26 protein-coding genes are annotated in these 22,901 nt (G+C 56.9%); 6 read left to right on the top strand and 20 right to left on the bottom strand.

Annotation, left to right across the window (positions count from 1 at the left end; genetic code table 11):
- Window positions 1-83 precede the first annotated feature (83 nt).
- On the bottom strand, window positions 84-1,040 hold the full coding sequence (locus CBW65_RS15645) for a ketopantoate reductase family protein (protein ID WP_087457645.1): 957 nt from the start codon (window positions 1,038-1,040) through the stop codon (window positions 84-86).
- A 160-nt stretch (window positions 1,041-1,200) separates the two neighbouring features.
- On the opposite strand from CBW65_RS15645, the gene CBW65_RS15640 reads away from it, so the two are divergent.
- Entirely contained in the window at window positions 1,201-2,844 is a 1,644-nt protein-coding gene (locus CBW65_RS15640) for a peptide ABC transporter substrate-binding protein (RefSeq protein WP_087457644.1), read from the top strand.
- 53 nt (window positions 2,845-2,897) lie between these two features.
- On the opposite strand, the gene CBW65_RS15635 is transcribed toward CBW65_RS15640, so the two are convergent.
- From CBW65_RS15635 to CBW65_RS15615, 5 genes are read right to left on the bottom strand one after another with little or no spacing between them, the layout of a single operon-like run.
- Entirely contained in the window at window positions 2,898-4,427 is a 1,530-nt protein-coding gene (locus tag CBW65_RS15635) for an acyl-CoA carboxylase subunit beta (RefSeq protein ID WP_087457643.1), read from the bottom strand.
- Window positions 4,428-4,464: 37 nt separating this feature from the next.
- Window positions 4,465-5,298 (bottom strand): enoyl-CoA hydratase, encoded by an 834-nt coding sequence (locus CBW65_RS15630; protein WP_087457642.1) that lies wholly within the window; start codon window positions 5,296-5,298, stop codon window positions 4,465-4,467.
- A 21-nt stretch (window positions 5,299-5,319) separates the two neighbouring features.
- The gene (locus CBW65_RS15625) at window positions 5,320-6,234 is read right to left on the bottom strand and encodes a hydroxymethylglutaryl-CoA lyase (protein WP_087457641.1); all 915 of its coding nucleotides are present in this window, start codon (window positions 6,232-6,234) and stop codon (window positions 5,320-5,322) included.
- Window positions 6,235-6,254: 20 nt separating this feature from the next.
- Window positions 6,255-6,470: an acetyl-CoA carboxylase biotin carboxyl carrier protein subunit gene (locus CBW65_RS15620; RefSeq protein WP_087457640.1), complete on the bottom strand. Its 216-nt coding sequence runs from the start codon at window positions 6,468-6,470 to the stop codon at window positions 6,255-6,257.
- A gap of 33 nt (window positions 6,471-6,503) precedes the next feature.
- Window positions 6,504-7,847, bottom strand: coding sequence for an acetyl-CoA carboxylase biotin carboxylase subunit (locus tag CBW65_RS15615; RefSeq protein WP_087457639.1), 1,344 nt, complete (start codon window positions 7,845-7,847; stop codon window positions 6,504-6,506).
- A 171-nt stretch (window positions 7,848-8,018) separates the two neighbouring features.
- Between CBW65_RS15615 and CBW65_RS15610 the strand changes: the two genes are divergently transcribed.
- The 4 genes from CBW65_RS15610 to tpx all read left to right on the top strand — a co-directional run bounded on the left by CBW65_RS15610 (window position 8,019) and on the right by tpx (window position 11,299).
- Window positions 8,019-9,080 (top strand): hypothetical protein, encoded by a 1,062-nt coding sequence (locus CBW65_RS15610; protein WP_087457638.1) that lies wholly within the window; start codon window positions 8,019-8,021, stop codon window positions 9,078-9,080.
- A gap of 14 nt (window positions 9,081-9,094) precedes the next feature.
- Complete coding sequence (locus tag CBW65_RS15605) at window positions 9,095-9,895, top strand: alpha/beta fold hydrolase (RefSeq protein ID WP_087457637.1); 801 nt, start codon at window positions 9,095-9,097, stop codon at window positions 9,893-9,895.
- 51 nt (window positions 9,896-9,946) lie between these two features.
- On the top strand, window positions 9,947-10,714 hold the full coding sequence (gene ymfI / locus CBW65_RS15600; protein ID WP_087457636.1) for an elongation factor P 5-aminopentanone reductase: 768 nt from the start codon (window positions 9,947-9,949) through the stop codon (window positions 10,712-10,714).
- A 66-nt stretch (window positions 10,715-10,780) separates the two neighbouring features.
- On the top strand, window positions 10,781-11,299 hold the full coding sequence (gene tpx, locus CBW65_RS15595) for a thiol peroxidase (RefSeq protein ID WP_087457635.1): 519 nt from the start codon (window positions 10,781-10,783) through the stop codon (window positions 11,297-11,299).
- Window positions 11,300-11,348: 49 nt separating this feature from the next.
- Here tpx and erpA read toward each other — a convergent pair whose 3' ends face one another.
- The 3 genes from erpA to CBW65_RS15580 all read right to left on the bottom strand — a co-directional run bounded on the left by erpA (window position 11,349) and on the right by CBW65_RS15580 (window position 12,812).
- A complete protein-coding gene (erpA, locus tag CBW65_RS15590) occupies window positions 11,349-11,702 on the bottom strand; it encodes an iron-sulfur cluster insertion protein ErpA (RefSeq protein ID WP_087457634.1) in 354 nt (117 codons plus the stop codon).
- 95 nt (window positions 11,703-11,797) lie between these two features.
- On the bottom strand, window positions 11,798-12,247 hold the full coding sequence (locus tag CBW65_RS15585) for a hypothetical protein (protein WP_232463345.1): 450 nt from the start codon (window positions 12,245-12,247) through the stop codon (window positions 11,798-11,800).
- Window positions 12,248-12,359: 112 nt separating this feature from the next.
- Window positions 12,360-12,812: a pyridoxamine 5'-phosphate oxidase family protein gene (locus CBW65_RS15580; RefSeq protein ID WP_087457632.1), complete on the bottom strand. Its 453-nt coding sequence runs from the start codon at window positions 12,810-12,812 to the stop codon at window positions 12,360-12,362.
- A gap of 190 nt (window positions 12,813-13,002) precedes the next feature.
- On the opposite strand from CBW65_RS15580, the gene CBW65_RS24305 reads away from it, so the two are divergent.
- Entirely contained in the window at window positions 13,003-13,161 is a 159-nt protein-coding gene (locus CBW65_RS24305; protein WP_157721981.1) for a hypothetical protein, read from the top strand.
- Between the two features lie 39 nt (window positions 13,162-13,200).
- Here CBW65_RS24305 and CBW65_RS15575 read toward each other — a convergent pair whose 3' ends face one another.
- The 11 genes from CBW65_RS15575 to CBW65_RS15530 all read right to left on the bottom strand — a co-directional run bounded on the left by CBW65_RS15575 (window position 13,201) and on the right by CBW65_RS15530 (window position 22,897).
- Window positions 13,201-13,452, bottom strand: coding sequence for a YuzB family protein (locus CBW65_RS15575; RefSeq protein WP_087457631.1), 252 nt, complete (start codon window positions 13,450-13,452; stop codon window positions 13,201-13,203).
- Window positions 13,431-15,269 (bottom strand): translational GTPase TypA, encoded by a 1,839-nt coding sequence (gene typA / locus CBW65_RS15570; RefSeq protein WP_087457630.1) that lies wholly within the window; start codon window positions 15,267-15,269, stop codon window positions 13,431-13,433. Before typA ends, CBW65_RS15575 begins: the two co-directional genes overlap by 22 nt.
- A gap of 102 nt (window positions 15,270-15,371) precedes the next feature.
- Complete coding sequence (gene modB / locus CBW65_RS15565; RefSeq protein WP_408646556.1) at window positions 15,372-16,028, bottom strand: molybdate ABC transporter permease subunit; 657 nt, start codon at window positions 16,026-16,028, stop codon at window positions 15,372-15,374.
- A 99-nt stretch (window positions 16,029-16,127) separates the two neighbouring features.
- Window positions 16,128-16,889, bottom strand: a complete 762-nt coding sequence (gene modA, locus CBW65_RS15560) for a molybdate ABC transporter substrate-binding protein (protein WP_087457628.1) — start codon at window positions 16,887-16,889, stop codon at window positions 16,128-16,130.
- Window positions 16,889-18,805: a ribosomal protection-like ABC-F family protein gene (abc-f, locus tag CBW65_RS15555; RefSeq protein ID WP_087457627.1), complete on the bottom strand. Its 1,917-nt coding sequence runs from the start codon at window positions 18,803-18,805 to the stop codon at window positions 16,889-16,891. The genes modA and abc-f overlap by 1 nt, the downstream gene beginning before the upstream one ends.
- Window positions 18,806-18,915: 110 nt before the next feature.
- Complete coding sequence (locus tag CBW65_RS25130) at window positions 18,916-19,050, bottom strand: hypothetical protein (RefSeq protein WP_269767945.1); 135 nt, start codon at window positions 19,048-19,050, stop codon at window positions 18,916-18,918.
- 72 nt (window positions 19,051-19,122) lie between these two features.
- A complete protein-coding gene (gene lspA, locus CBW65_RS15550) occupies window positions 19,123-19,635 on the bottom strand; it encodes a signal peptidase II (protein ID WP_087457626.1) in 513 nt (170 codons plus the stop codon).
- A 51-nt stretch (window positions 19,636-19,686) separates the two neighbouring features.
- Window positions 19,687-20,124, bottom strand: coding sequence for a GNAT family N-acetyltransferase (locus CBW65_RS15545; RefSeq protein WP_087457625.1), 438 nt, complete (start codon window positions 20,122-20,124; stop codon window positions 19,687-19,689).
- Between the two features lie 90 nt (window positions 20,125-20,214).
- Complete coding sequence (locus tag CBW65_RS15540; protein WP_232463344.1) at window positions 20,215-20,505, bottom strand: ferredoxin family protein; 291 nt, start codon at window positions 20,503-20,505, stop codon at window positions 20,215-20,217.
- Window positions 20,502-21,803, bottom strand: coding sequence for an FAD-dependent oxidoreductase (locus CBW65_RS15535; RefSeq protein WP_087457623.1), 1,302 nt, complete (start codon window positions 21,801-21,803; stop codon window positions 20,502-20,504). Before CBW65_RS15535 ends, CBW65_RS15540 begins: the two co-directional genes overlap by 4 nt.
- 14 nt (window positions 21,804-21,817) lie before the next feature.
- Complete coding sequence (locus tag CBW65_RS15530; RefSeq protein WP_087457622.1) at window positions 21,818-22,897, bottom strand: electron transfer flavoprotein subunit alpha/FixB family protein; 1,080 nt, start codon at window positions 22,895-22,897, stop codon at window positions 21,818-21,820.
- Window positions 22,898-22,901 lie beyond the last annotated feature (4 nt).

The raw sequence follows: 22,901 nt of genomic DNA, 5'->3' as shown, positions 1-22,901 counted from the left end.
AAATTTTATTTGTCCGTATACTCCTAGTGAAATAAACGGTGATATTATGAGTGATTTTAGAATTGATAAAAACTAAATATTTTTTAATTGTTTTGAAGAAACTCGTCGAACAAGCCCTTCATCTCTAACGATGACAGTTTGCTCCGTTTTGTTTCACATTTTTTGACTATTTTTTTTAGAAAAAAATTATAGGGTGCAGATGAGCCTGATTTTTCCGCGACTTGCACGATCACGCCACACATCGCGTCGATTTCTGTGCGCCGTCCTTTTTGCAGATCCTGCAACATCGATGATGTGTTCTCCGCCGTGTTTTTGCAGACGTCGAGCACGCGTTGGAAACTCCCCTGCAAAACAACCCCTTCCGCCAGCGCCGCCCGTTCCGCTTCTTCGACGGCCGCTTGCATCAAGGGCAGGATCTCCGATTCCTGCAGCAACTGACCGTTCTGCACCCCAAGTACAGCGGTAAACGGGTTGATCCCGATGTTGACCATCGCTTTGCTCCACACTTCCCGGCGGATGTCATCAGAAAGCGCCGCCGGATGACCGCACTCTTCGAGCAGCTCTGCCCAAAATGCGCCTGCCGTGCTTGGCGGCACCAAACTGCCGATGACAGTCTGGCCCCGTCCTTTGTGCCAGACTTTTGTCTCGCCTTCCGCCGTTGCGCCGTGTGTGGTCAAGGCCAGCGCGATGCGATCCGGGTCGAGATGCCGGGCCAACGTTTCCGCATTGCCCAATCCGTTTTGCAGCGACAAGACCGGCGCTTGGGTGTGCAGTGCGGCAATCTGCGTTGCTGCCGACTCCGTGTCGTAGCTTTTCACGGTGACGATCACGCCGTCCAGCTCCTCCACCCCGCCAACCACAGCTTGTACGGGCGCATGGTGTTCCTGACCGTCCGGGTCGACATATGTCACCCCCGTTTGCAAAAACCGCTCCGCCTGCTCTTCCCGGCGGCAGATCAGCACCACGTCATGCCCGCCCTGTGCGAGCGTATAGCCGAGCAACCGACCGATCGCGCCCGGACCGATGATTCCGATTTTCATAACCGCACCTCCTGTGGGATTCTCATTCTGCTCGTCCTGCTCAATTCCCTTTTTCTGAAAATTTCGTTCCAAATCCCCGTCTACAAATCATTTAATTGTGATAATATATATAAGCAGAGAGGTATAGTCCACTAGATAATAACAAAATGGGGGTATATGCATGAAAGCAACTAAATGGCTCACCGTGGGTCTGTCCGTTTCGATGCTGGCCGGCGTTCTGGCAGGATGCAGCAGCTCGGAGCCGTCCGACGGGGCCGATAAAGAGAAACAAAAAGAAGAACAAGTGCTGAACCTGGTGCTCGGCGACGAACTCCCGACGATGGACGTTTCCAAAGCGACCGACAACCTGGCCTTCACCCTGTTCTCCAACGTCAACGAAGGTCTTGTTCGCCTCGACGAAAACGGCAAGGCGGATAAAGGCTTGGCAGAGAGCTGGGAGATCTCCCCGGACGGTCTTACTTACACCTTCAAACTGCGCGACGGCATCAAATGGTCGAACGGCGAAGCTGTGACCGCGCATGACTTTGAATACTCCTGGAAGCGCACCTTGAACCCGGACACCGGCGCGCAATACGCGTTTATGGTAGCATGGGTCAAAGGCGGCCAGGCTTATAACGACGGCAAAGGCAAAGCAGAAGATGTCGGCGTCAAAGCAACCGACGACAAAACGCTGGTCGTGACGCTGGAGAACCCGCTGCCGTTCTTTATCGAGCAGATGGCGTTCCCGACCTTCTTCGCGCAAAACCAAAAGTTCGTGGAAGCATCTGGCGACAAATACGGCTCCGAAGCGGACAAGGTACTCTACAACGGTCCGTTTGTGATGAAAGACTGGACGCACGAGCAGTCGGTCACGCTGGTCAAGAACGAGAACTACTGGGATAAAGACAAGGTTAAACTGACTCAGGTCAACTACCAGATCGTCAAAGACAGCATCGCGCAAGTCAACCTGTACGAAGCAGGCCAAGTTGACCGCGCGCAGCTGATGCGCGACCATGTGGACAACTATAAAGGCAAGCCGGAATATGTGGAGCAGCCGGAACTGGCATCCGGTTACCTTTCCTACAACCAGAAAGTGAAAGCGCTTCAATCGGCAAAAGTTCGCCAAGCGCTGACCTGGGGCGTTGATTGGGAAGCGTACGCAGACGTGATCTACCACAACGGCTCCAAGCCGCCGACGGGCTTCACCCCATTTGGCACTTCTGACGGCCAGGGCGGCGATTTCGCGAAGAACCTCGGCGACCTGCTCAAGCTGAAAGAAAACGCGCCGAAAGCAAAAGAAACCCTGCAAGCGGGTCTGAAAGAAGCCGGCGTGGACAGCTTCCCGAAAATCAAGCTGATGGTGGACGAAGGCGACATTGGCCGCAAGTCGGGCGAGTTCATCCAAGAACAATGGCGTACGAACCTGGGCATCGAAGTGGACATCGAGCCGCTTCCGTTCAAACTGCGCCTGAAGAAGCAAAAAGAGCACACCTATGACATCTCTTTGGGCGTCTGGATCGCCGACTACAACGATCCGATGACCTTCCTCGACCTCTTCACCACCGGCGGCGGCATCAACTACGGCAACTGGAGCAACGCCCAGTACGACAAGCTGATCGCCGATGCGAAGAGCGAGCCGGACCCGAAGAAGCGCATCTCCATCCTCCAGGATGCCGAAAAGCTCCTGCTCGAAGAAATGCCGATCGGCCCGAACAACTTCCGCGCACGCGCTTACGTTACCCAGCCGTACGTGAAAAACTTCGTGAAGCGCCCGTTCGCGATCGAGTACGATCTGAAAGAAACCTATATCGAAGGCAAGAAGTAAGCCTCCATAAGAAAATCCCCTTCTCGCAGGAGAAGGGGATTTTTCTATGTCTGTTAAACCGGATACACCGGATGCTTGCGATCGGTGAACGGCGCATATTTGGAGCTGTACAGCTCGAAGCGTTTGATCAGTTCGTTGCGCAGTTCGTTCGGGTCAACGATGGCGTCGATGATCATTTCGCTGGCCAGCTTGTAGATGTCGATGTCTTGGCGGTATTCTTCGCGCTTGGCTTCGATGAAGGCGGCACGCTCTTCTTCAGGGAGATCAGCGATCTTGTTGGCGTAGACGGCGTTGACCGCCGCTTCCGGGCCCATGACGGCGATCGATGCGGTCGGGAGGGCGAGGCACGCGTCCGGCTCGAAGGCCGGGCCTGCCATCGCGTAGAGACCGGCGCCGTATGCTTTGCGGACGACGACGGAGATCTTCGGCACGGACGCTTCGGACATCGCCGAGATCAGCTTCGCGCCGTGGCGGATGATGCCGGCACGCTCGACTTTGGTGCCGATCATGAAGCCCGGCACGTCGGCGAGGAACAGGAGCGGGATGTTGAACGCATCACACAAGGTGATGAACTTCGCCGCTTTGTCGGAGGAATCCACGAAGAGGACGCCGCCTTTTACTTTCGGCTGGTTGGCGATGATGCCGACCACTTTGCCGTTGATGCGGGCCAGACCGGTCAGCAGCTCCTGCGCGAACAGCTTCTTGATTTCAAACCAAGAGCCTTCGTCGATCAGGCGGTTGATCAGGTCGAGCATGTTGAACGGAGCATTTTGGTTCTGCGGGATGATCTCGCCGAGCGTTTTTTCAAACTCTGCGCTGTCTTTGCTGTCCGCAACCGGCGGGTGCTCTGCGTAGCTTTGCGGGAAGTAGCCCAGGTATTGGCGAGCCTGCTTGATCGCATCTTCCTCGTTTTTCGCCAGCAAGTCGCCAACCCCGGAGATCTGGCAGTGCATGCGCGCGCCGCCCATCTCTTCCAAGGTGACTTTTTCGCCGATGACCATCTCCGCCATGCGCGGGGAGCCGAGGTACATCGAAGCGTTTTTGTCGACCATGATCACGATGTCACAGAATGCCGGTATGTATGCGCCGCCTGCTGCGGACGGGCCAAACAGCACGCAGATCTGCGGCATGCGGCCGGAGAATTTCACTTGGTTGTAGAAGATCTTGCCCGCACCGCGGCGGCCCGGGAACATCTCGATCTGGTCGGTGATGCGCGCGCCTGCGGAGTCGACCAGGTAGATCATCGGAATGTTCATCTTCTCCGCCGTCTCTTGGATGCGGATGATCTTCTCGACCGTGCGGGAACCCCAGGAACCTGCTTTGACGGTGGAGTCGTTCGCCATCACGGCAACGGTGCGGCCATGGATGCGGCCGAGGCAGGTGACAACGCCGTCAGCCGGCAGGTCGCCCGCCATGAAATTGGCGAATGCGCCGTCTTCGATCACAAATTCATCATCGAACAGCATGCGCAGACGGTCGCGGACGAACATCTTGCCCTGCTCAGCATTTTTCTCGTGGTACTTCGGAGCGCCGCCTTGCTGGATTTTCTCCAGGCGCTCTTGCAATGTTTTATCAAAAGACATCCTTGTCTCTCCTCCTTGCGGCTGGTACGTGCGGCTGTTATTCGCCTTTGTAGACCGGCGGACGTTTTTCTTTAAACGCTTTCAAGCCTTCCAGACGGTCCTGGGTCGGCATGATCACTTCGTACGCGTTTTGTTCGATCGCAAGTCCGGTGGCGAGGTCGACTTCGACGCCTTTGTTGATCGCAAGCTTGGCCTGACGCACAGCAAGCGGACCGTTTTTGGTGATCTCGCGGGCCAGTTCGTTCGCTTTGTTCAAAAGCTCTTCCTGCGCCACCACGTAATTGACCAGTCCGATCTTCTCCGCTTCGGCTGCGTCGATGCGGCGGGCGGTCAGGATCAGCTCTTTCGCTTTGGCCACGCCGATCAAGCGCGGCAGGCGCTGCGTGCCGCCTGCGCCCGGGATGATCGCCAAGGCCGTTTCGGTCAAGCCAAACTTGGCGTTTTCCGCTGCGATACGCAAGTCGGCCGCCAAGGTCAGCTCCGTGCCGCCGCCAAACGCCACGCCGTTGATCGCTGCGATCGTCGGTTGGGGCAGCGCTTCAACTTCGTTAACCGCCGAGCGGATCAGGTTGATGTGCTGGCGGGCTTGGGTCAGATCCATCTGCCCGCGCTGGATCAGATCGGCGCCGGCGCAGAACGCTTTTTCGCCGACAGCGGTGATGATCACCACGCGCACTTCCGGGTCGAATTTCAGCGTGTACAGAGCATCGATAAACTGCTCCAGCATTTCCACGGAAAATGCGTTCGCCGCTTCCGGGCGGTTGAGCGTCACGGTGGCGATGCCTGCGCTGATCTCCGTTTTGACCAGCCCTTTGCGGTCATCGGCAAGCGGCGTTTCACGGAAATTGCGGATGTTCGGATCAAATGGCATGAGTTCTCCTCCCCCGTCTCCTTACGATTCGCAAACGGCAGTTGCCGCCTGCAGAGCATGGCTGGGCAGCGGGCGTCCGATCTTGTCTTGGATAAACTTCGCCGCTTCCATCATCCGGTCGCTGTCCACGCCGGTCTTGATGCCCATTCCATGCAGCATGTACAGCAGGTCGTCTGTCGCCAGGTTGCCCGATGCGCCCGGCGCATACGGACAGCCGCCCAGGCCGCCCAGAGCACCGTCAAAAGTGGTGATGCCCATCTCCAGCGAAGCGAGGACATTGGCCATCGCCGTGCCGCGCGTATCGTGGAAATGCATCGCCATTTTGTTAGCCGGAATGGTCTTCAAGAGAACTTCCAGCACCTCTTGCACCTGACGCGGGTTGGCAACGCCAATCGTGTCGCCGAGAGACAGCTCGTGGATGCCCATCTCAAGCAGCTTCTCCGAAACGTACGCCACCTGCTTGACATCGGTCGCCCCTTCGTACGGGCAGCCAAAGACGGTCGAGAGGTAGCCGCGGACGATCTTGCCCGCTCGCAGCGCTTCGTCGACCGTTTCTTTGAGCACCGGGAAGGTCTCGTCGATGCTTTTGTTGATGTTCTTTTTGTTGTGCAGCTCGGTGGACGACATGAAGACGGCCACCTCGTCGAGATTGGCCTGCAAGGCGCCTTCCAGACCGCGCAGGTTCGGAACGAGCGCCGAGTAGGTCACCCCGTCGACGCGCGTGATGCCCTGCGCCACTTCGAGGGCATCGGCGAGCGCCGGAATCCATTTCGGATTGACGAACGAGGTGATCTCGATGTGCTTGAGCCCGGTCTGGCTCAAATGGTTGATCCAGGCGATCTTGTCTTCCGTCTTGACGATGCCTTTTTCGTTTTGCAGACCATCACGGGGTCCAACTTCTTTGATCGTGACGGCAGCCGGCCAGTTTTTGCTCATGGACGATCAACTTCTTTCGATTAGTCTTCTACAACGACGAGCACGTCGCCTTCGTTGACAAAGCCGCCCTCTTCGCATTTTACTTCGACAACTTTGCCGCCGAAGTCTGCTGCGATCGGGATCTCCATTTTCATCGATTCGAGGATGACAACGTCTTGCCCCTCTTCTACGGTGTCGTCTGCTTTGACGAGTACTTTCCACACGTTACCTGCCATGCTTGCTACGATTTCTGTCATTGTATAGCTCCTCCTTGGCTGCGATGCCGTCTTTTATTTTTTCTGAATGTGTTTTGCCACAAAATCGGTGGTCGTATCCCCGGCGCGGAACGCGTCATGCGCCAATACTTCGCGCAGCATTGGGATGTTGGTCTTGATGCCTTCGACATGGTAGTGCTCGAGCGCCTGCTGCATGCGGGCGATCGCTTCGTCGCGGTCTTTCCCCTTCACGATCAGCTTGGCGATCATCGGGTCGTAGAACGGCGTGACTTTCGAGTTCGGTCCTACCGCCAGTTCGTTGCGCACAAAATCAAACTGCGGCGCTTCGAAACGGGTGATCTGCCCCGGGCTCGGGAAGAACGTCTTCGGATCTTCCGCATAGACGCGCACTTCGATCGCGTGGCCGTCCAGCTTGATGTCGTCTTGGGTATAGCCGAGCTCTTCGCCAAAAGCGATGCGCAGCTGCTCCGCGACGAGGTCGAGGCCGGTGATCTCCTCGGTGATCGGATGCTCCACCTGCAGACGGGTGTTCATCTCGAGGAAGTAGAAGTTGCGGTGCTTGTCGACGAGGAATTCGATCGTGCCCGCGTTGCTGTAGCCGATCGACTTCGCAGCGCGCACGGCCGCTTCGCCCATCTTTTGACGCAGTTCAGCATCGAGGAACGGGGACGGCGCTTCTTCGACGACTTTTTGGTGGCGGCGCTGGATCGAGCATTCGCGCTCCCACAGGTAGACGGTGTTGCCCGCTTTGTCGGCGAGAACCTGCACTTCAACGTGGCGCGGCTCTTCGACGAATTTCTCGATGTACATCGCGTCGTCGCCGAAGAACTGCTTGGCGCGGTTTTGGTTGCCGCCGTATGCTTTGCGCAGTTCGTCGTCGGAGTTGCAGACTTGCATGCCGATGCCGCCGCCGCCGCCCGATGCTTTCAGCATGACCGGGTAGCCGATCTCATTGGCCACCTGCACGCCTTCTTCCTCGTCGGCGAGCGGACGGGTGATGCCCGGCACGACCGGGACGTTGGCCGCTTCCATCGCTTTGCGCGATTCGATCTTCGAACCCATCGCTGCAATCGCTTCCACAGACGGGCCGATAAAGGTGATGCCCGCTTCTTCAGCGCGCTTGGCAAAGCCGGTGTTTTCGGACAGCAGGCCATAGCCCGGGTGGATCGCTTCCACGCCGGTCTCTTTGCAGATTTCGAGAATGCGGTCGACGTTCAGGTAGCTTTTGGCCACCTGCGGTTCGCCGACGAGGAACGCTTCGTCCGCCATTTGTACGTGCGGCGCTTCAGCATCCGCTTCGGAGTAGATGGCGACCGTCTGGATGCCTTGCAGCTTGCAGGTGCGGATGACGCGGCAAGCGATCTCGCCGCGGTTGGCGATCAAAATTTTACGGAACATGGATATGTCCTCCTGTATGTGTAGTTGTCCGTTGCGATGGGAAACCTACCGCATGAAGAGGTGATCAGGAAAATGAAAAATGAACGAATCATCACTCATTTTCAATCGTATACAACTGTTCATGATTGCGTCAAGGACTTGACTCCTTATTTTACAGGAAGAATTTCGATCATGGCTTCCAACCCTGCGCAAAAGACGGAAGAAACAACGTCGATTCAGGGGCAGAGCGGCGAAAATTTTGAGATTCGCGGCGGCCTGGAAGAAGCGAACATGGTCGAAAGCCTGTCGGAGATCGGCGGCATTGCCTTGGGCGCGGTGGCGTTTCTCGTGCCGGGCTTAGGTCCGGTATTGTCGGGCGGTCCTGTAGCGGGACTTGCGGTCGGGGACACGGTTGGGCACTACATGAGCGCCCAGATGGGTCTGGAGCGCGAGGAAGAGCAAGGACAGCAGCAGAGCCGGCAACAGCAAGGTCAACAGAGCAGCCGGCAAAATCAGCCTGACGCAGAACGTGAGCAGCAAGGTTCGTTTTTCCTGTCGGTCGATACGTATTCTCCGCAGGAAGCAGACTTCGCTTCCAATATTATGGAGCAACACGGCGGCAAAGTCACGCGCATGACGATCAATGAGGAAGAAAGTGTGCCGGAGCAGGAAGAAGTGCGTTACATCCCGTCCGATGCCGACACTCGTTATGTAGCGGAAACGGATGCGCCCCGCCCGAAAACGCAGGAGATCCCAAGTTCGCTGCGCATTTTGCAGGATGCCCCGAAAGCACCGGCTGCCAGCATCAACGAGCAGCACGACTTGCCCGACCTGCAAGGCATTCCGGTCGAGCCAAACACGCAGTATGTAGCGCAGACGGACGCCGATATCCAATATGCCGCCCAGAGCGATGCCCAGCAGGAGACAGCGGAGCAGATGACGGTCACGAACGACATCGGGGTCGGCAGGCAAGGCATCATCACACAGGGACAGCTGTACTCGCCGCCGGAAGAGCAGAAACGAGACGATGACAGCCAGAACGCACAGTTTCCGCAATTCCCTGCCTTCCCGCAAAACGAACGCACCATTCCGGCCCAGGACGGCTATGAACTCGACCCGGTCGCGCCTTTGTCTCCGCAGAACTGGATCGACCCGAACATCGGGCTGGGCAATTATGACCTCTACGATCCGGCCACCCGGTCGCGGGACAACTCCCAGCCGCCGGAAGACGGAAATTCGGAAAACAGCAAGTAAAGGGGGACGCACCGATGCCCCGTTTTGAACATGCAGGCATCTCGCATTACTACACGATCATCGGTGCCGGCTTTCCGATGATCTTCATCCACGGACTTGGCCTGAACCACCAAAACTGGCTCGGCCAAGTCCCTGTTTTCAAAAAAAATTTCACCGTGATCACCTACGATGTTCGCGGCCACGGCGGCACCGGAACTTCGCACGGCCCGCTGGAAATCAAAGACCTCAGCGGTGATCTGCTCGCCCTCTGCCGCCATCTGAAGATCGAAAAAGCGTTTCTCGTCGGCTACTCCTCCGGCACGCTGATCGCCGAGCAGTTCGCCCTCGACCATCCCGAGATGGTCGCCGGGCTCTGTCTGGTCGGCGCTTACGCCCGCGTGCACGGCGTGCAGATGGTGATGAAAAACAACCTCTCCAAATGGCTGATCGGCGCACGGATGCACAAGCTGATGGCCTACGCCGTCGCGCAGAGCAACGCGAAAAACGTCGTCCAGCGCGGCTTCTTCTACCGCATCGCCAAACGCGCCGAGCCCAAAGAAGCCCTGCGCATCATGCGCGCTTCCGAGCACTTTCTGACCACGCGGGAGGTCGCCAGAATCAAGTGCCCTGTGCTGTTCGTCTACGGCAACAAAGACCGCGCCAACGAAATTTTTGCCAAAGAGTTTACCGAGCAGATGCCAAACGCGCAGATCTCCGTGATCGAAGGCGCCAACCATGCGGTCGCCACCCGCACCTGCGGGGCGTTCAACACGATCCTCAGCGATTTTGTCGAGGAGATCGAACTCCCCGTCGAACCATCCCTGCACTTCCACTAGAATGTGGTACAATCGGTGGTACGAATTTCGTGCCAAAAGGAAGTGCAGCCCATGAACACAAACACATTCGAACAACAGCCGCTTCGAGGCGCCAACGCCATCGTGACAGGCGCCTCGCGCGGCATTGGACGGGCCATCGCCATCGCGCTGGCCGCAGCGGGTGCCAACGTTATCGTCAACTACAACCGGTCGGTCCAAGCTGCCGAAGAGACGGTCGAAGCTTGCCGCCGTTATGATGTCAAATCGCTTGCCGTGCGCGCCGACCTCAGCGACCCCGATCAGGCCGCCCATCTGATCGAGGCGACCTGCGTCAATTTTGGCTCGCCGCAGATTCTCGTCAACAACGCCGGGATCTCCAGAACCGGCCTGCTGCTCGACACAACCGTCGATGAGTGGGACGAGATGATGAACGCCAACTTGCGGGGGCCTTTTTTGTGCGCCAAAGCGGTGTTGCCGCACATGGTGCAAAAACAGTACGGGCGGATCATCAACCTCTCGTCGATCTGGGGCATCACCGGCGGTTCCTGTGAAGTGGCCTATTCCGCCTCTAAAGGCGGCATCATCTCTTTCACCAAAGCGCTTGCCAAAGAGGTCGGCCCCTCCGGCATCACCGTCAACTGCGTGGCGCCAGGCGCTGTGATGACCGACATGCTGGCCCATCTCAGCGCGGAAGACCTCGAACGGATCGCCGAAGAAACGCCGGTCGGACGCATCGGAACGCCGCAGGATGTGGCCGGTCTCGTGCGCTTTTTAGCTCTGCCTTCCTCCTCATTTATCACCGGACAGGTCGTTTCGCCAAACGGCGGGCTTGTTACTTAATTTCCAGTTGGGTATGATAGGACATGTACATAAATCAAACAGAAGATCTCAAGGAGGGCTTTTTCAATGACGACTGCAACTGAACGTCAAGGCATCACTTTCAAAGGCAACCCGGTCACCCTGCAAGGCACCGAAGTAAAAGTGGGCGACCAGGCTCCGAACTTCTCCGTGCTGGCGAACAACCTGACCCCGGTGACGCTCGATGACTCCAAAGGCACCGTGCGCATCATCTCCGTCGTTCCGTCTGTTGACACCGGCGTATGCGACGCGCAGACCCGCCGTTTCAACGAAGAAGCTGCGAACCTGACCAACACCACCATCCTCACCGTTTCGGTCGACCTGCCGTTCGCACAAGGCCGCTGGTGCGGCGCTGCGGGCATCGACAAGGTGCAAACCGTCTCTGACCACCGCGACCTGTCCTTCGGTCTGGCATACGGCGTTGTGATCAAAGAACTGCGCCTGCTCGCTCGTTCCGTATTTGTTGTGGACTCCAGCGACAAGATCGTGCACGTGGAATACGTGTCCGAAGTGACCAACCACCCGAACTACGAAGCGGCGATCGCGGCGGCAAAAGCTGCGAAGTAAGCAAAACAAAAAAAGCACCCCTTGCGGGGTGCTTTTTTGTTGCACGGGATTAGCTGCAAGCGCCCGGTTGGCCGGCATCGCCTGCGGTGCGGAACGAAGAACCGCAACCGCAAGTCGAAGCTGCGTTCGGGTTCTCGATCTTGAAGCCCGCGCCCATCAAAGAATCTACGTAGTCTACAACTGCGCCTTGGAGGTACTGACTGCTCATCTCGTCAACAACCACTTTCACGCCGTTCAGCTCATATTGAGCGTCATTGTCTTTTTTCTCATCAAGCGCCATGCCATAGCTGAAGCCAGAGCATCCGCCGGATTTGATAAAGATACGGAGTGCAAGGTTCGGGTTATCTTTCGAAGCCAGCAGGCCAGAAACCTTCTCTGCAGCAGATTCGGTCAAGGTTACCATGTGACTCCACCTCCTCTACTAATAGTACCTCTTCAGCATACCCGATATGCGCGCAAATGTACAGTTTCGAAAAGTGACCTACTTACCTTTTGTGCTTAGCGTTTGATCATATAAAAACATGATTCGCGGTTATCCCACGCAATCTCCGCCATGTCCATCGTGATGTCGCCGCGCGAGACGAGACTGTACAATTGGGCGAGGCTTTCGATCTCGATGATCTTGCGGTTCATTTTGTTGAGATACCATTCGCCCGACTCATTTTCTTCAACCTTGCCGGCATAAGCTAAATTAAGACGTTCCGAAAGGTCGTCGCCGACAAACGTTTCGATGACTGCCGAGTACTTGTATGCTGTGTCAATAAACAGCATACGCTTGGTCGGCAGAGTTTGCTGCTTGACCTGCGCCAATTTTTCCAGCGCAGACACCATCTTCTCAGCAGCTTCAGACTGCTTGTACTCCTGATACAGCTCCGTGACATCCTTCCCGGCCGCGTCAAACACCTTGCCATTCTTCATCGTCAGTGGATACGAAAACGGCTTCTCCATCATACGTCCCTCCTCAGTGAAAGACATGTTATGTATACCAATCCCTTGGAAAAAAAGGCACGCCTCCTGTTGCAGAAGACTGCCCGCTTTCTCTCAAATGACACTCCTGCATTTATCTGCGCAAGGCGGCAAAGATCTCCGCATCATATTTTTCGGCCAGCGCCTTGTCATACGTTTTCTCATAGGCCAGCTCCTGCGTGAGCTTGCCGCCGTAGAACATCACGTCGCGGACAGCTTCCACCTTGATTTCCACGCCGGCCATGTTCAATGCCACGTCCTCTAACTTGTCAACGTACTTGTTTGCGCGACCCGTCACCGCGGTCGCCGTGCCAAGACCCAGCACCGTCACGGTCACGCGGTCATCTTTGGCGATGTTCTGCAGCAGCTTGGAGCGGCCGTCGATCGCCAGTCGAAGAGTGGTCGGGTCGGTGGCCAGCAACCAGGAGATGCAGAGGAGATTGGGCGAACCGTTCTCCGCATCGATGGACGCAAGCAGTACGATTTGCTCCCCTTGCAGAAAACTCACCAGTTCCTCCGACAGTTGGTTTGATACTTGTTCAGCCATCCTTGTGAACCCCTTTCCATCGAGCTGCAAGCCTTGTGTTGCCAAGACTTTCTACAAGTCATTATAGCATCTTTTGCCTGTTCCCATACGTGGGGGGCCAGATTCTGTGACGAATAGGAAACCCGGCTTTATCACATTCTACCGAGTGGAACGAAGTATGCTTCGATTCCAACCATAAGGGGGTATTGCAGTGCATACCACGCATTCTCGCATCGGCGACATTGTCGCAAGTTGGAACGAGGATCTGGTGGCGGCGAACCATCTCGCGGAAGAGGATTGGCTTGAGGCGGGTCGTCAACGAGCAAAAGAGGCAGTACCTCTTGTCAGCATGGACGAACAAATGGCCTAACGTCGTCACCAGCATCACAAACAGAAAAAGACCCTGACATCATGTCAGGGTCTTTTTCTCGATCAGGGCGAACAGTTTGGCTTCAAACTCCTCCAAATCGCCGCCTGTGACGATCTCATCTTCGACGAAGGCAAACGGCCGCACGGCGCACTCCCCGCAGTTGGTGAGGCAGCCATAGCGCGAGACGGTCCAATCCGGATGCTCCTCACGCAGGCGCAAAAACAGCTCCTGCGTGAAGGACATCAGATTGCCGTTGCAAAAATCGACGGTTACCCGTTTACTTTCGCCCATTTTCTTTCCTTGTCGGCACGATCGCGCTCGTTCTTCTTGAGATATTTCTTGCGCAGACGAACCGATTTCGGGGTCACTTCGCAGTACTCATCGTCGTTGAGGTATTCAAGCGCTTCTTCCAGCGACATGATGCGCGGTACTTTCAGGCGCGTCGTGTCGTCTTTCGTAGCGGAACGGACGTTGGTCGCCGCTTTCGTTTTGCACGGGTTGACAGTCAGGTCGGAGTCGCGGTTGTGCTCGCCGACGATCATGCCTTCGTACACTTCGGTGCCCGGGTGGATGAACATCACGCCACGGTCTTCCAGACCTTCGATGCCGTAGGTGCTGGAGGTGCCGGTTTCCGCAGCGACCAGCACGCCCATGTGACGGCCTTCGATCGAGCCTTTGGACGGCATGTAGCTGTGGAAGGTGTGGTTCATGATCCCGAAGCCGCGGGTGATGGTCAGGAACTCGGTGCGGAAGCCGATCAGGCCGCGCGCCGGGATCAGGAACTCAAGGCGCACGTTGCCGTTGCCGAAGTTGATCATGTTGGTCATGTCTGCTTTGCGCAGGCCAAGACGCTCCATGACCGAACCCATGTGGTCTTCCGGCACGTCGATCAGCAGGTGCTCGTACGGCTCGCATTTCACGCCGTCGATTTCCTTGAAGATAACCTGCGGCTTGGATACTTGCAGTTCGTATCCTTCGCGGCGCATGGTCTCGATCAGGATCGACAGGTGGAGTTCACCGCGGCCGGAGACGATGTACGCATCCGGGGAGTCGGTTTCGTCTACGCGCATCGACACGTCAGTTTCCAGCTCCTGGAACAGACGGTCACGCAGTTTGCGGGACGTGACGTGCTTGCCTTCCTGACCTGCGAACGGAGAATCGTTGACGATAAACGTCATCTGCAGGGTCGGTTCATCGATGTGCAAGAGCGGCAAAGCTTCCTGGGTGGTGAGGTCGGAGATCGTTTCGCCGACGTTCAGTTCGCCCAGACCGGAGAACGCGATCAGGTCACCCGCTTCCGCCTGCTCGATTTCGATGCGGTTGAGGCCTTGGAAGCCAAACAGCTTCACGACGCGCTGGCGTTCTACTTTGCCGTCGCGCTTCATCACCGCTACCTGTTCGTTCACCTTGATTTGACCGCGGTGTACGCGGCCGATGCCGATGCGGCCGAGGTAATCGTTGTAGTCGAGCATGTTGACTTGCAGTTGCAGCGGTGCTTCCGGATCAACATCCGGAGACGGGATGTGTTCAATGATTGCTTCAAAGAGCGGTTTCATGTCTTCGCCCGGGTTGTTGTAGTCAAGCATTGCATAGCCGTTGAGCGCCGATGCGTAAACCACCGGGAACTCCAGCTGTTCGTCGTTGGCGTCGAGTTCGATGAACAGTCCGAGGACTTCATCGATAACTTCTTCCGGACGCGCGGTCGGACGGTCGATTTTGTTCATGACAACGATCGGCTTGAGGTTCTGCTCAAGCGCTTTGCGCAGCACGAACTTGGTCTGCGGCATGACGCCTTCAAATGCGTCAACGACCAGCAGCACGCCGTCAACCATCTTCAAGATCCGTTCCACTTCGCCGCCGAAGTCGGCGTGGCCCGGGGTGTCAACGATGTTGATCATGTACTCGCCGTAGCGTACGGCAGTGTTTTTCGCAAGGATCGTGATCCCGCGTTCGCGTTCCAGATCGTTCGAGTCCATCATGCGTTCGGAGACCTGTTCATTGGCACGGAAAATGCCGGATTGTTGCAAGAGCTTGTCGACGAGGGTGGTTTTCCCGTGGTCAACGTGGGCGATAATCGCAATATTTCGAAGAGCTTCTTGATGCTTCATAATTTCCTCCTACCTCTATTCCATAGAGACACACTTTTCCCATTCTGCCATAGAATTTAAATTCGTGCCACTACAAAAACACAAAGAAAGACGACCCGGGCATTAAATAGTTTTTGCCCCAAGCCGTCTGATCAACCACATCATGCCGAAGGAAAATAGAAACAGGCATGCCACCCATGCCCAAGCAAGCCCGTCGCGGCCGCTTTCCACGGCGTTATAGATGCCCAAAGGCAGCGTCTGCGTGCGGCCCGGAATGTTCCCTGCCACCATCAGCGTCGCGCCAAATTCACCCAAAGCTCTGACAAAACTTAACAAGACCCCGGACAGCCAAACCGGCCAGGCCAGCGGCAAGGTGACGTGCCAAAACACCTGCCAGGAGTTGGCGCCAAAAGTTGTGGCGACCGCTTCCAGCTCCGGGTCGACCACTTCGAATCCTGTTTTCGCCGCCTGATACATCAGCGGAAAGGCGACAACGGAGCCTGCGATCACAGCGGCGTACCACGTAAACAAAATTCCCCCGCCGGGGAAAAATTGCCCCAGTCCCGTCTGCCCGAGCAGCACCAGCAAGCCAAAACCCACGACGGTCGGCGGCATGACCATCGGGAGCATGAGAAAAGACTCAACGGCCGTCTTCAACCGAAACTCCCGACGTGCCATCCACTTCCCGGCCACCGTGCCAACAAGGACGGTGATCAAGGTCGCCCACCCTGCAACTTTCAACGAGAGCCAGACCGGCAACCAAAATGACTCGGCCAAGATACATCCGTCCTTTCTGTAGAGGTTGAAGTCGTGCAATCAAATCAAGACGCCCTAAGACCTTCTCAAGCTTCTCAAGATTCTCAAAGCGTTGCCGTTAGGCTAGTCTTGGGCGAAGCCATGCTTTTTGAGCACCTGTTGCGCTTCTGCGCTGCTGAGATAGTCGAGCAACTGTTGTGCTGTCTCCTGATGTTTACTGTTTTTCAGCACCGCCAGCGGGTAGACGATTGGAGAATGGGCAGCGGGCTCGGCGACGGCGGAGATTTTGACTTCTTGAGAAGAGAGTGCGTCGGAGCGGTAGACGAGACCGGCATCCACATCGCCGCGCTCGACATAGGTCAGGACTTGTTTGACGTCTTTGCCAAACACCGCTTTCGGCTGCACGGCGTCCCAGATGCCATAGAAGGTCAACGCTTCCTGCGCATATTTGCCGGCAGGGACAGTTTCCGGGGTGCCCAGGCCGACTTTTTTCACAGATGGGTCGGCAAGGCCGGCAAAGGAGTCTGCCGCTGACTCCTTCACCACCAAGACCAGTTGATTGACCGCCGCATCGCGCCGGGTTCCCTCAAGCAGCAGCCCTTGCCGCTCCAGCGCATCCATCTGCACCTTGCCTGCCGACCAGAACAGATCGGCCGGCGCGCCTTGCTCGATCTGCTTCTGCAACGTGCCCGATGCGCCGAGGTTGATCGTCACTTTTATGTCTTGATACTCTTGTTCAAAATCAGCCTTGAGCGTCTCCAGCGGCCCGGCCAGACTCGCAGCCGCTGAGAGGATGATCTCCTCTTGCTCCGAGGCAGGCTCAGCCTGTGAGCAGCCCGACAGCAGCAGTGCGGCCGCCAGCAAAGCGATGCCCTTTTTTCTCATCACGCTTCCAACTCCATCCATTTTTCCAGTGCCGCATCGAGCTCCGCCTGCGCCGCATCGCGGTCGGCAAACAAAGCGTTCAACTTGGCCGAATCGGTCCCGTTTGCCGGGTCGAGGAGGTCGGCGTCGAGCTGTTTCAAACGCGCTTCCAGTTCGGCGATCTTCTCTTCTACTTTAGCCTTCTGGTACGGATTGACCTTCTTCTCTTCCACGACAGGAGGTTTGGCAACCTCTTTTGCAGCCTCTTTGGGAGCCACAGCCGGTGCTGCTGGTGCCGCCGGGAGCAGATCGGCCGTCTTTTCTTTATAAAAATCAAAGTCCCCCAAATAACGCGTCAGCCCGCCGTTTTCCAGCGCCCAGATCTTGCTGGCGAGACGGTTGATAAAATAGCGGTCATGCGAGATCACCAACAAGGTCCCCGGAAACTCGTCGAGCGCTTCTTCCAGCGCCTCGCGGGAGACGATGTCCAGATGGTTGGTCGGCTCGTCAAGCAACAGTAGGTTGGGCTTCTCGAACATCAGCAAAGCCAAACGCAAGCGGCTCCATTCGCCGCCAGAGAGATTTTTCACCATGCGGAACACATCCGGGCCAAAGAACTGGAACCGCGCCAACTGCCCGCGCGCCTGCCCTTCTTCCATCCGCACCTCTTCCTTAAAATACTGCAGGACGGTCTTCTCTTCATCCTGCGGCGCTTGTTCCTGCGCCAGATACCCGACCTCCACGCGCGCCCCGAGCTTGACTCCTCCGGCGCTTGGCGCAACGTTACCGAGAATCATTTTGAACAAGGTGCTTTTGCCCGCCCCGTTGTCGCCGATCAAAAACACGCGCTCGCCATAGGTCAGCACATCGCTGACCCCTTGGAACAAGGTGCGCTCGCCAAACTTCTTGGCTGCTTCTTCGATCACCACGACACGCTCGCCGGAGCGGTCTTTCATTTTCCACTGCAGTTCCATCGTCTCTTGGTCGAGCTTGGGACGCTTCAGCTTCTCCATGCGGTCGAGCGCCTTTTGGATCGATGCAGCCTGGCGGTGGAACTTCGGATTCTGCGGGTTGCGGCGCGCCCAGTCGTACAGGCGCTTGATCGTTTCCTGCATCTTCTTGATTCTTTTCTGCTGTTCCTGATACTGGGCAAATTCCAGCAGCAGCCGGTCTTCTTTTTCCTGCTGGTACCCACTGTAGTTGGTGTGGTAGGTAAACGCTTCGCCGTCCTCAATCTCGATCACCTTGGTCGCCACTTTGTCCAGAAAATAGCGGTCATGCGAGATGATCACCACGGTGCCAGAATAATCGCTCAAGTACCCTTCCAGCCACTCGATCGCCTTCATATCCAAATGGTTGGTCGGCTCGTCGAGCAACAGCAGATCCGGCTGTTCCAACAGCAAGGCTGCCAGCCCGATCTTGGTCTTCTCCCCACCGGACAGAGAGGCAAACGGGCGATGATACTGCTCCGGCGGCACGCGCAAGCCGTTCGCGACGCGCTCGATGTTCGCTTCCATCTCATAGCCGCCTTCGCGTTCAAAGCGTTCGCGCGCCTTGTCATACTGGGCCAGCACCGCATTTAGCTTCGCTTCCTCTGCATAGACGGCCGGGTCGGTCATCTTCGCTTCCAGCTCTGCGATCTGGCGCTGGCAGGCGCGCAGCTCCGTATAAGCCCGCGCGATCACCTCATAGACGGTCGTCTCATCCCCGTAGTCGGGAATCTGCGCCAAACAGCCGATCTTCGTGCCTTTGCGGATGTGAATCTGTCCGCCGTCATAGTTCTGCTCCCCGCTGATCATCTTGAACAGAGTGGTTTTCCCTTCCCCGTTGCGCCCGATCAGCCCAACGCGGTCTCCTTGCTTAATCTCCAACGTCACATCAGACAAAACCAGATTGGCACCATAATATTTTTGAACGTGTTGTACGCTAACGATCATTGTAAACTTCCTCCTCGGGTGATGCTCCGCCCCCGAATGAATACACAAAAAGGGCCGCAGGGAAAATTCCCCGCGGCCCTTTCACCATCCGTCTGTGGTAAAGGCAGGAGTCATTTCTCATTTTCATCAACAACTAATCGGTTAAAAAGGGGCAGACTGGTCCCGTTACATGTTACATCCGCAAATTTGCCCAGAATTTCCACTGGCATCTGAGCTAATTGGTTGTTGACGAATTGAGTATTCATCCTACCTTCACCTCCTTCTCTAAAATAGTTGTTGTCAGTATACACCAATTTGGCACAGTTTGACAACCTAAATTATTGCTCCAGCGTGCGCTCCGATGACGAGACTTGCTTTTTCGCTGCCCGCTTCAAGTTGCGCCGCGACAGCCAGAGTCCCACCAGTCCGAGGTACAAGCCCCAGCGAATGCCTTTGTCGGCGATGTTAAAGATGTACGATTCGCCGATCGGGTTGATAAAGTCGATCACATGGTGGTAGAACACCCGGTCAAACAGGTTGCCGAGCGCGCCGCCAAGCATCAGGCCCAGCCCGATCTGCAGCCAGGCGTTGCTGTCATGCTCTCCCTTTTTCATAAACCAGACCAGCGAGAACACCGCCAAGGCGGAAACGGTGATCAAAAATTCCACGTGCCCGCTGAAAATGCCGCCGGCAGCGCCCGGATTGTAATAAAGCGACCACTCATACCAGCCCTCGATGCCCGGCACCTTTTCCCCCAGCGCCAGCGTGCGTTCCGCCCACACTTTTGTAACCCGGTCGAGACCAAAGACGAAGCAAGCGGACAGCCAAAATACCATCAGGTTCTTGTTCATCCCCTCGCCCCCTTTCTTTTCCCGTCTCGTGATCACGCTGCGAACTTGCTGCTAGGCTTCTTTGACCATGCGCACATGCCAGATGCCCGCATCCAAAAACGGTTCGTCCGAGATGTTTTGGTAGCCAAGCTTTTCATAAAACGGCTCCGCGTGCGTCTGCGCTTCCAGGATGAATTTGGTAAAGCCCTGTTCGCGCCCGATTTCTTCAAGCTTATGCATGACAGCAGCTCCATATCCTTGGCCGCGCCCTTCTTTCTTGACGGCGATGCGCTCCATCTTGCCCGCGCCATCCGTATAAGCGCGAATCCGGCCCGTTGCGACCGGATGGCCCGCTTCATCACAGGCGAGCACGTGGATCGCTTCGTTTTCGTATTCATCCACTTCGATCTCCGGCGGAACGTTCTGCTCCTGCACAAAGACGACCATGCGGATCTCCAGCGCCTGTTCATATTGTTGTTCAGTTGTGATCTGTTCGGTGCGGATTGCCATCTGCGATTCCTCCAAAGTGTGCGATAAAGTATGTAGTCTTTTTATTTTAACAAAAAAGAGCCCTCGCTGGAAACGAGAGCCCTTTTTTGCTCAACCGAATTTGTAGGTGATGCCGTGGCCGCCTTTTGGATAGACCCACTCGATGTTGTAGTCCGGGCAGCCAATGCGGCAGGTGCCGCACTCGATGCAGTTTTCAAACGCCACATGCGTGGTCAAGTCAGCCCACGAGTACACGTCGGCCGGGCAAAAATCGTTGCACTCCTTGGTTGGGCATTTGGCGCAGACCTGCTGGTCTTTGATGATCAAATGCGAGATATCGTCCACTTTGTAGCGGATCGTATACAGCTTCTCTTCGATCGTCGCTCCTTTGTTGTCGCTCATCCGTTGATCGCCCTCCATCCTTTCCAGCCGAGCTTGACGAGATCCCACGTGCCGCCGGCCGTCTGTTTGATATGATCGATCGCAAAGCGCTGTTTCTCCGCCTTGCTCTTGCCGTCGACCTTCAGCATTTCAAATGCGGCCGCATTGATCGCTTTGGGCAGATCGGAGAAGAGCAGCTTGGGATCCATTTCGTTCAGGAGTCCGTGCAGGCCTTGATATTTCTTGAGGTCTTTGCGGATGAACGACTCTGCCACTTTGCGGTCATACATGGACAGCGACGCTTTGGAATAGTCGCCTTTTTCTTTGGCCGCGATGATCGCTTCCGCCGCGTAACGGCCCGATGTCATCGCGAGGTTGGTGCCTTCGCGGTGGACGAAGTTGATCAGCTGCGCCGCATCGCCGCAGACGACCCAGCCGTCGCCGGACAGCTGCGGCACCGCCGCCAAGCCGCCTTCCGGAATCAGGTGGCCCGCGTACTCCTTCGTCTCACCGCCTTGTATCAGTTTACGAATCGCCGGGTGATTTTTGACCTCCTCCAGCAGATGGTATGGCTTAATTCTGCTTTTTTTCAGGTCGGACACCATCACGCCGATGCCAAGCGAGATCGAATCTTTGTTGGTGTACAAGAAACCAAGCCCGGTCATGCCAAGCGATGTCTCCCCGGCAAACTCGATCGTCGCCCCTTCATCGCCTTCGAGGCCGAAGCGGTCGAGAATCTTTTCTTTCGGCAGGAAGATCTGCTCTTTGACGGCCAGCGACACTTGATCGGGCGCCCATTCTTTGTGGATGCCCAGTGACTTGCCGAGCAGCGAGTTGACGCCGTCGGCGATGACGACCACATCGGCGTAGAGGTCGCCCGCTTCGCGGTCGGTGCGCACACCTACCACTCTGCCGCCCTCACGGATCAACTCCAGCGCCACCGTCTCGTAGACGGGCAGAGCGCCCGCTTCCACCGCTTTGTTCGCAAACCACTGGTCAAATTTGACGCGCATCCCGGTCCAGCAGTTCGCCGGGTCTTTGAAGCCTTCGTTGCGGTGACCGAGTTTCGTCACCGAATCCTTGCCCATGATCCAGAGGTTTTGTTCGATGATCTTGCGCTCAAGCGGCGCTTCCTTCCAGAACTCCGGCACGATGTCCTCCAGCTGCTTGCGATAGAGCACACCGCCAAAGACGTTTTTCGATCCCGGAAACTCGCCGCGCTCCAGCAGCACGACCGACAGCCCCGCGCGTGCCATCGTCAGCGCCGCTGCTGCTCCGGCAGGACCTGCGCCGACGATGACGGCATCAAATTTTTCCATGTCCTCTTCCCCTCCTAGTCGGCGACTTCTTGCGGAATTTGTTTGCCGGCGGAGCGCTTCGCTTTGACCGCTGCGGTCAGCGCCGGGACGATCTTGAACAGGTCGCCGATGATCGCGTAGTTCGCCACCTTGAAGATCGGCGCGTCTTTGTCGCGGTTGATCGCGATGATGCAATCGGAGTTTTGCATCCCGACCACATGCTGCACCGCGCCGGAGATGCCGACGGCGATGTACAGTTTCGGGCGCACCGTATAGCCGGTCTGCCCAACCTGATGCGCGTGCTTGATCCAGCCTGCATCGACCGCCGCACGCGATGCGCCAACCACGCCGCCCAAAGCGTCGGCCAGCTCCTGCAGCAATTTAAACGGCTCGGGACCGCCCAGTCCGCGTCCGCCGGCGACGATGACATCCGCCTCTTCGATATCGAAGCGTTCGGTCGCTTCGATGAACTGCAGCACCTGCGCTTCGATCTCCGCTTCGTCCATCAGCGACGGAATGGCGTGGACCTCGCCTCCGCGGGCGGCGTCATACGGCAACGCTTCGAACACCCCGGCTCGTGCGGTCGCCATCTGCGGGCGGTACTGTTTGCAGAGGATCGTCGCCAGCATCTTTTCGGAAAAAGCAGGGCGGGACGCGAGCAGCAACCGGCTCGGATGCGGCTCCACGTCGAGGATCGTGCAGTCGGCGGTGAGGCCGGTCGGCAGATGCGTGGCGATCGCGCCCGCCAGGTCGCGGCCGGTCGCCGTCGCGCCAAACAGCACGATCTCCGGCTTCACTTCGCGGATCACGTGCAACGCCACCCGCGAATACGGTCTGGTGCGGTAATCTTTCAGTTCCGGCGCGTCGGCGACATACACGCGGTCTGCGCCGTACGCGATCGCGTCCTTTGTCAGCTGCTCCGTCCCATGCCCGATCACGAGGGCGATCAGATCGACCTCCAGCTTGTCGGCCAGCTTCCGCCCTTCGCCAAGCAGCTGCCAGGAGACGCTTTTCGCGCTTCCGGCGCGCTGTTCGATAAAGATCATCACGCCGCGATAGGCCGACCAGTCCGGCATATCGTCCGGCGCGCTTTTCTTTTTGTTCTCTTCTGCCATGTTC

Origin of the sequence: Tumebacillus avium (genome assembly GCF_002162355.1) — a bacterium.
GTDB classification, from domain to species: Bacteria; Bacillota; Bacilli; order Tumebacillales; family Tumebacillaceae; genus Tumebacillus_A; species Tumebacillus_A avium.
The sequence above is the reverse complement of the archived record's forward strand: the minus strand, read 5'-3'. Positions and strand labels throughout refer to the sequence as shown.

Excerpts from the sequence above, each read along its gene's own strand:
- CBW65_RS15645 (WP_087457645.1), bottom strand. The coding sequence starts at position 1,040 with ATGAAAATCGGAATCATCGGTCCGGGCGCGATCGGTCGGTTGCTCGGC.
- CBW65_RS15640 (WP_087457644.1), top strand. The coding sequence starts at position 1,201 with ATGAAAGCAACTAAATGGCTCACCGTGGGTCTGTCCGTTTCGATGCTG.
- CBW65_RS15635 (WP_087457643.1), bottom strand. The coding sequence starts at position 4,427 with ATGTCTTTTGATAAAACATTGCAAGAGCGCCTGGAGAAAATCCAGCAA.
- CBW65_RS15630 (WP_087457642.1), bottom strand. The coding sequence starts at position 5,298 with ATGCCATTTGATCCGAACATCCGCAATTTCCGTGAAACGCCGCTTGCC.
- CBW65_RS15625 (WP_087457641.1), bottom strand. The coding sequence starts at position 6,234 with ATGAGCAAAAACTGGCCGGCTGCCGTCACGATCAAAGAAGTTGGACCC.
- CBW65_RS15620 (WP_087457640.1), bottom strand. The coding sequence starts at position 6,470 with ATGACAGAAATCGTAGCAAGCATGGCAGGTAACGTGTGGAAAGTACTC.
- CBW65_RS15615 (WP_087457639.1), bottom strand. The coding sequence starts at position 7,847 with ATGTTCCGTAAAATTTTGATCGCCAACCGCGGCGAGATCGCTTGCCGC.
- CBW65_RS15610 (WP_087457638.1), top strand. The coding sequence starts at position 8,019 with ATGGCTTCCAACCCTGCGCAAAAGACGGAAGAAACAACGTCGATTCAG.
- CBW65_RS15605 (WP_087457637.1), top strand. The coding sequence starts at position 9,095 with ATGCCCCGTTTTGAACATGCAGGCATCTCGCATTACTACACGATCATC.
- ymfI (WP_087457636.1), top strand. The coding sequence starts at position 9,947 with ATGAACACAAACACATTCGAACAACAGCCGCTTCGAGGCGCCAACGCC.
- tpx (WP_087457635.1), top strand. The coding sequence starts at position 10,781 with ATGACGACTGCAACTGAACGTCAAGGCATCACTTTCAAAGGCAACCCG.
- erpA (WP_087457634.1), bottom strand. The coding sequence starts at position 11,702 with ATGGTAACCTTGACCGAATCTGCTGCAGAGAAGGTTTCTGGCCTGCTG.
- CBW65_RS15585 (WP_232463345.1), bottom strand. The coding sequence starts at position 12,247 with ATGGAGAAGCCGTTTTCGTATCCACTGACGATGAAGAATGGCAAGGTG.
- CBW65_RS15580 (WP_087457632.1), bottom strand. The coding sequence starts at position 12,812 with ATGGCTGAACAAGTATCAAACCAACTGTCGGAGGAACTGGTGAGTTTT.
- CBW65_RS15575 (WP_087457631.1), bottom strand. The coding sequence starts at position 13,452 with ATGGGCGAAAGTAAACGGGTAACCGTCGATTTTTGCAACGGCAATCTG.
- typA (WP_087457630.1), bottom strand. The coding sequence starts at position 15,269 with ATGAAGCATCAAGAAGCTCTTCGAAATATTGCGATTATCGCCCACGTT.
- modA (WP_087457628.1), bottom strand. The coding sequence starts at position 16,889 with ATGAGAAAAAAGGGCATCGCTTTGCTGGCGGCCGCACTGCTGCTGTCG.
- abc-f (WP_087457627.1), bottom strand. The coding sequence starts at position 18,805 with ATGATCGTTAGCGTACAACACGTTCAAAAATATTATGGTGCCAATCTG.
- CBW65_RS25130 (WP_269767945.1), bottom strand. The coding sequence starts at position 19,050 with ATGAATACTCAATTCGTCAACAACCAATTAGCTCAGATGCCAGTGGAA.
- lspA (WP_087457626.1), bottom strand. The coding sequence starts at position 19,635 with ATGAACAAGAACCTGATGGTATTTTGGCTGTCCGCTTGCTTCGTCTTT.
- CBW65_RS15545 (WP_087457625.1), bottom strand. The coding sequence starts at position 20,124 with ATGGCAATCCGCACCGAACAGATCACAACTGAACAACAATATGAACAG.
- CBW65_RS15540 (WP_232463344.1), bottom strand. The coding sequence starts at position 20,505 with ATGAGCGACAACAAAGGAGCGACGATCGAAGAGAAGCTGTATACGATC.
- CBW65_RS15535 (WP_087457623.1), bottom strand. The coding sequence starts at position 21,803 with ATGGAAAAATTTGATGCCGTCATCGTCGGCGCAGGTCCTGCCGGAGCA.
- CBW65_RS15530 (WP_087457622.1), bottom strand. The coding sequence starts at position 22,897 with ATGGCAGAAGAGAACAAAAAGAAAAGCGCGCCGGACGATATGCCGGAC.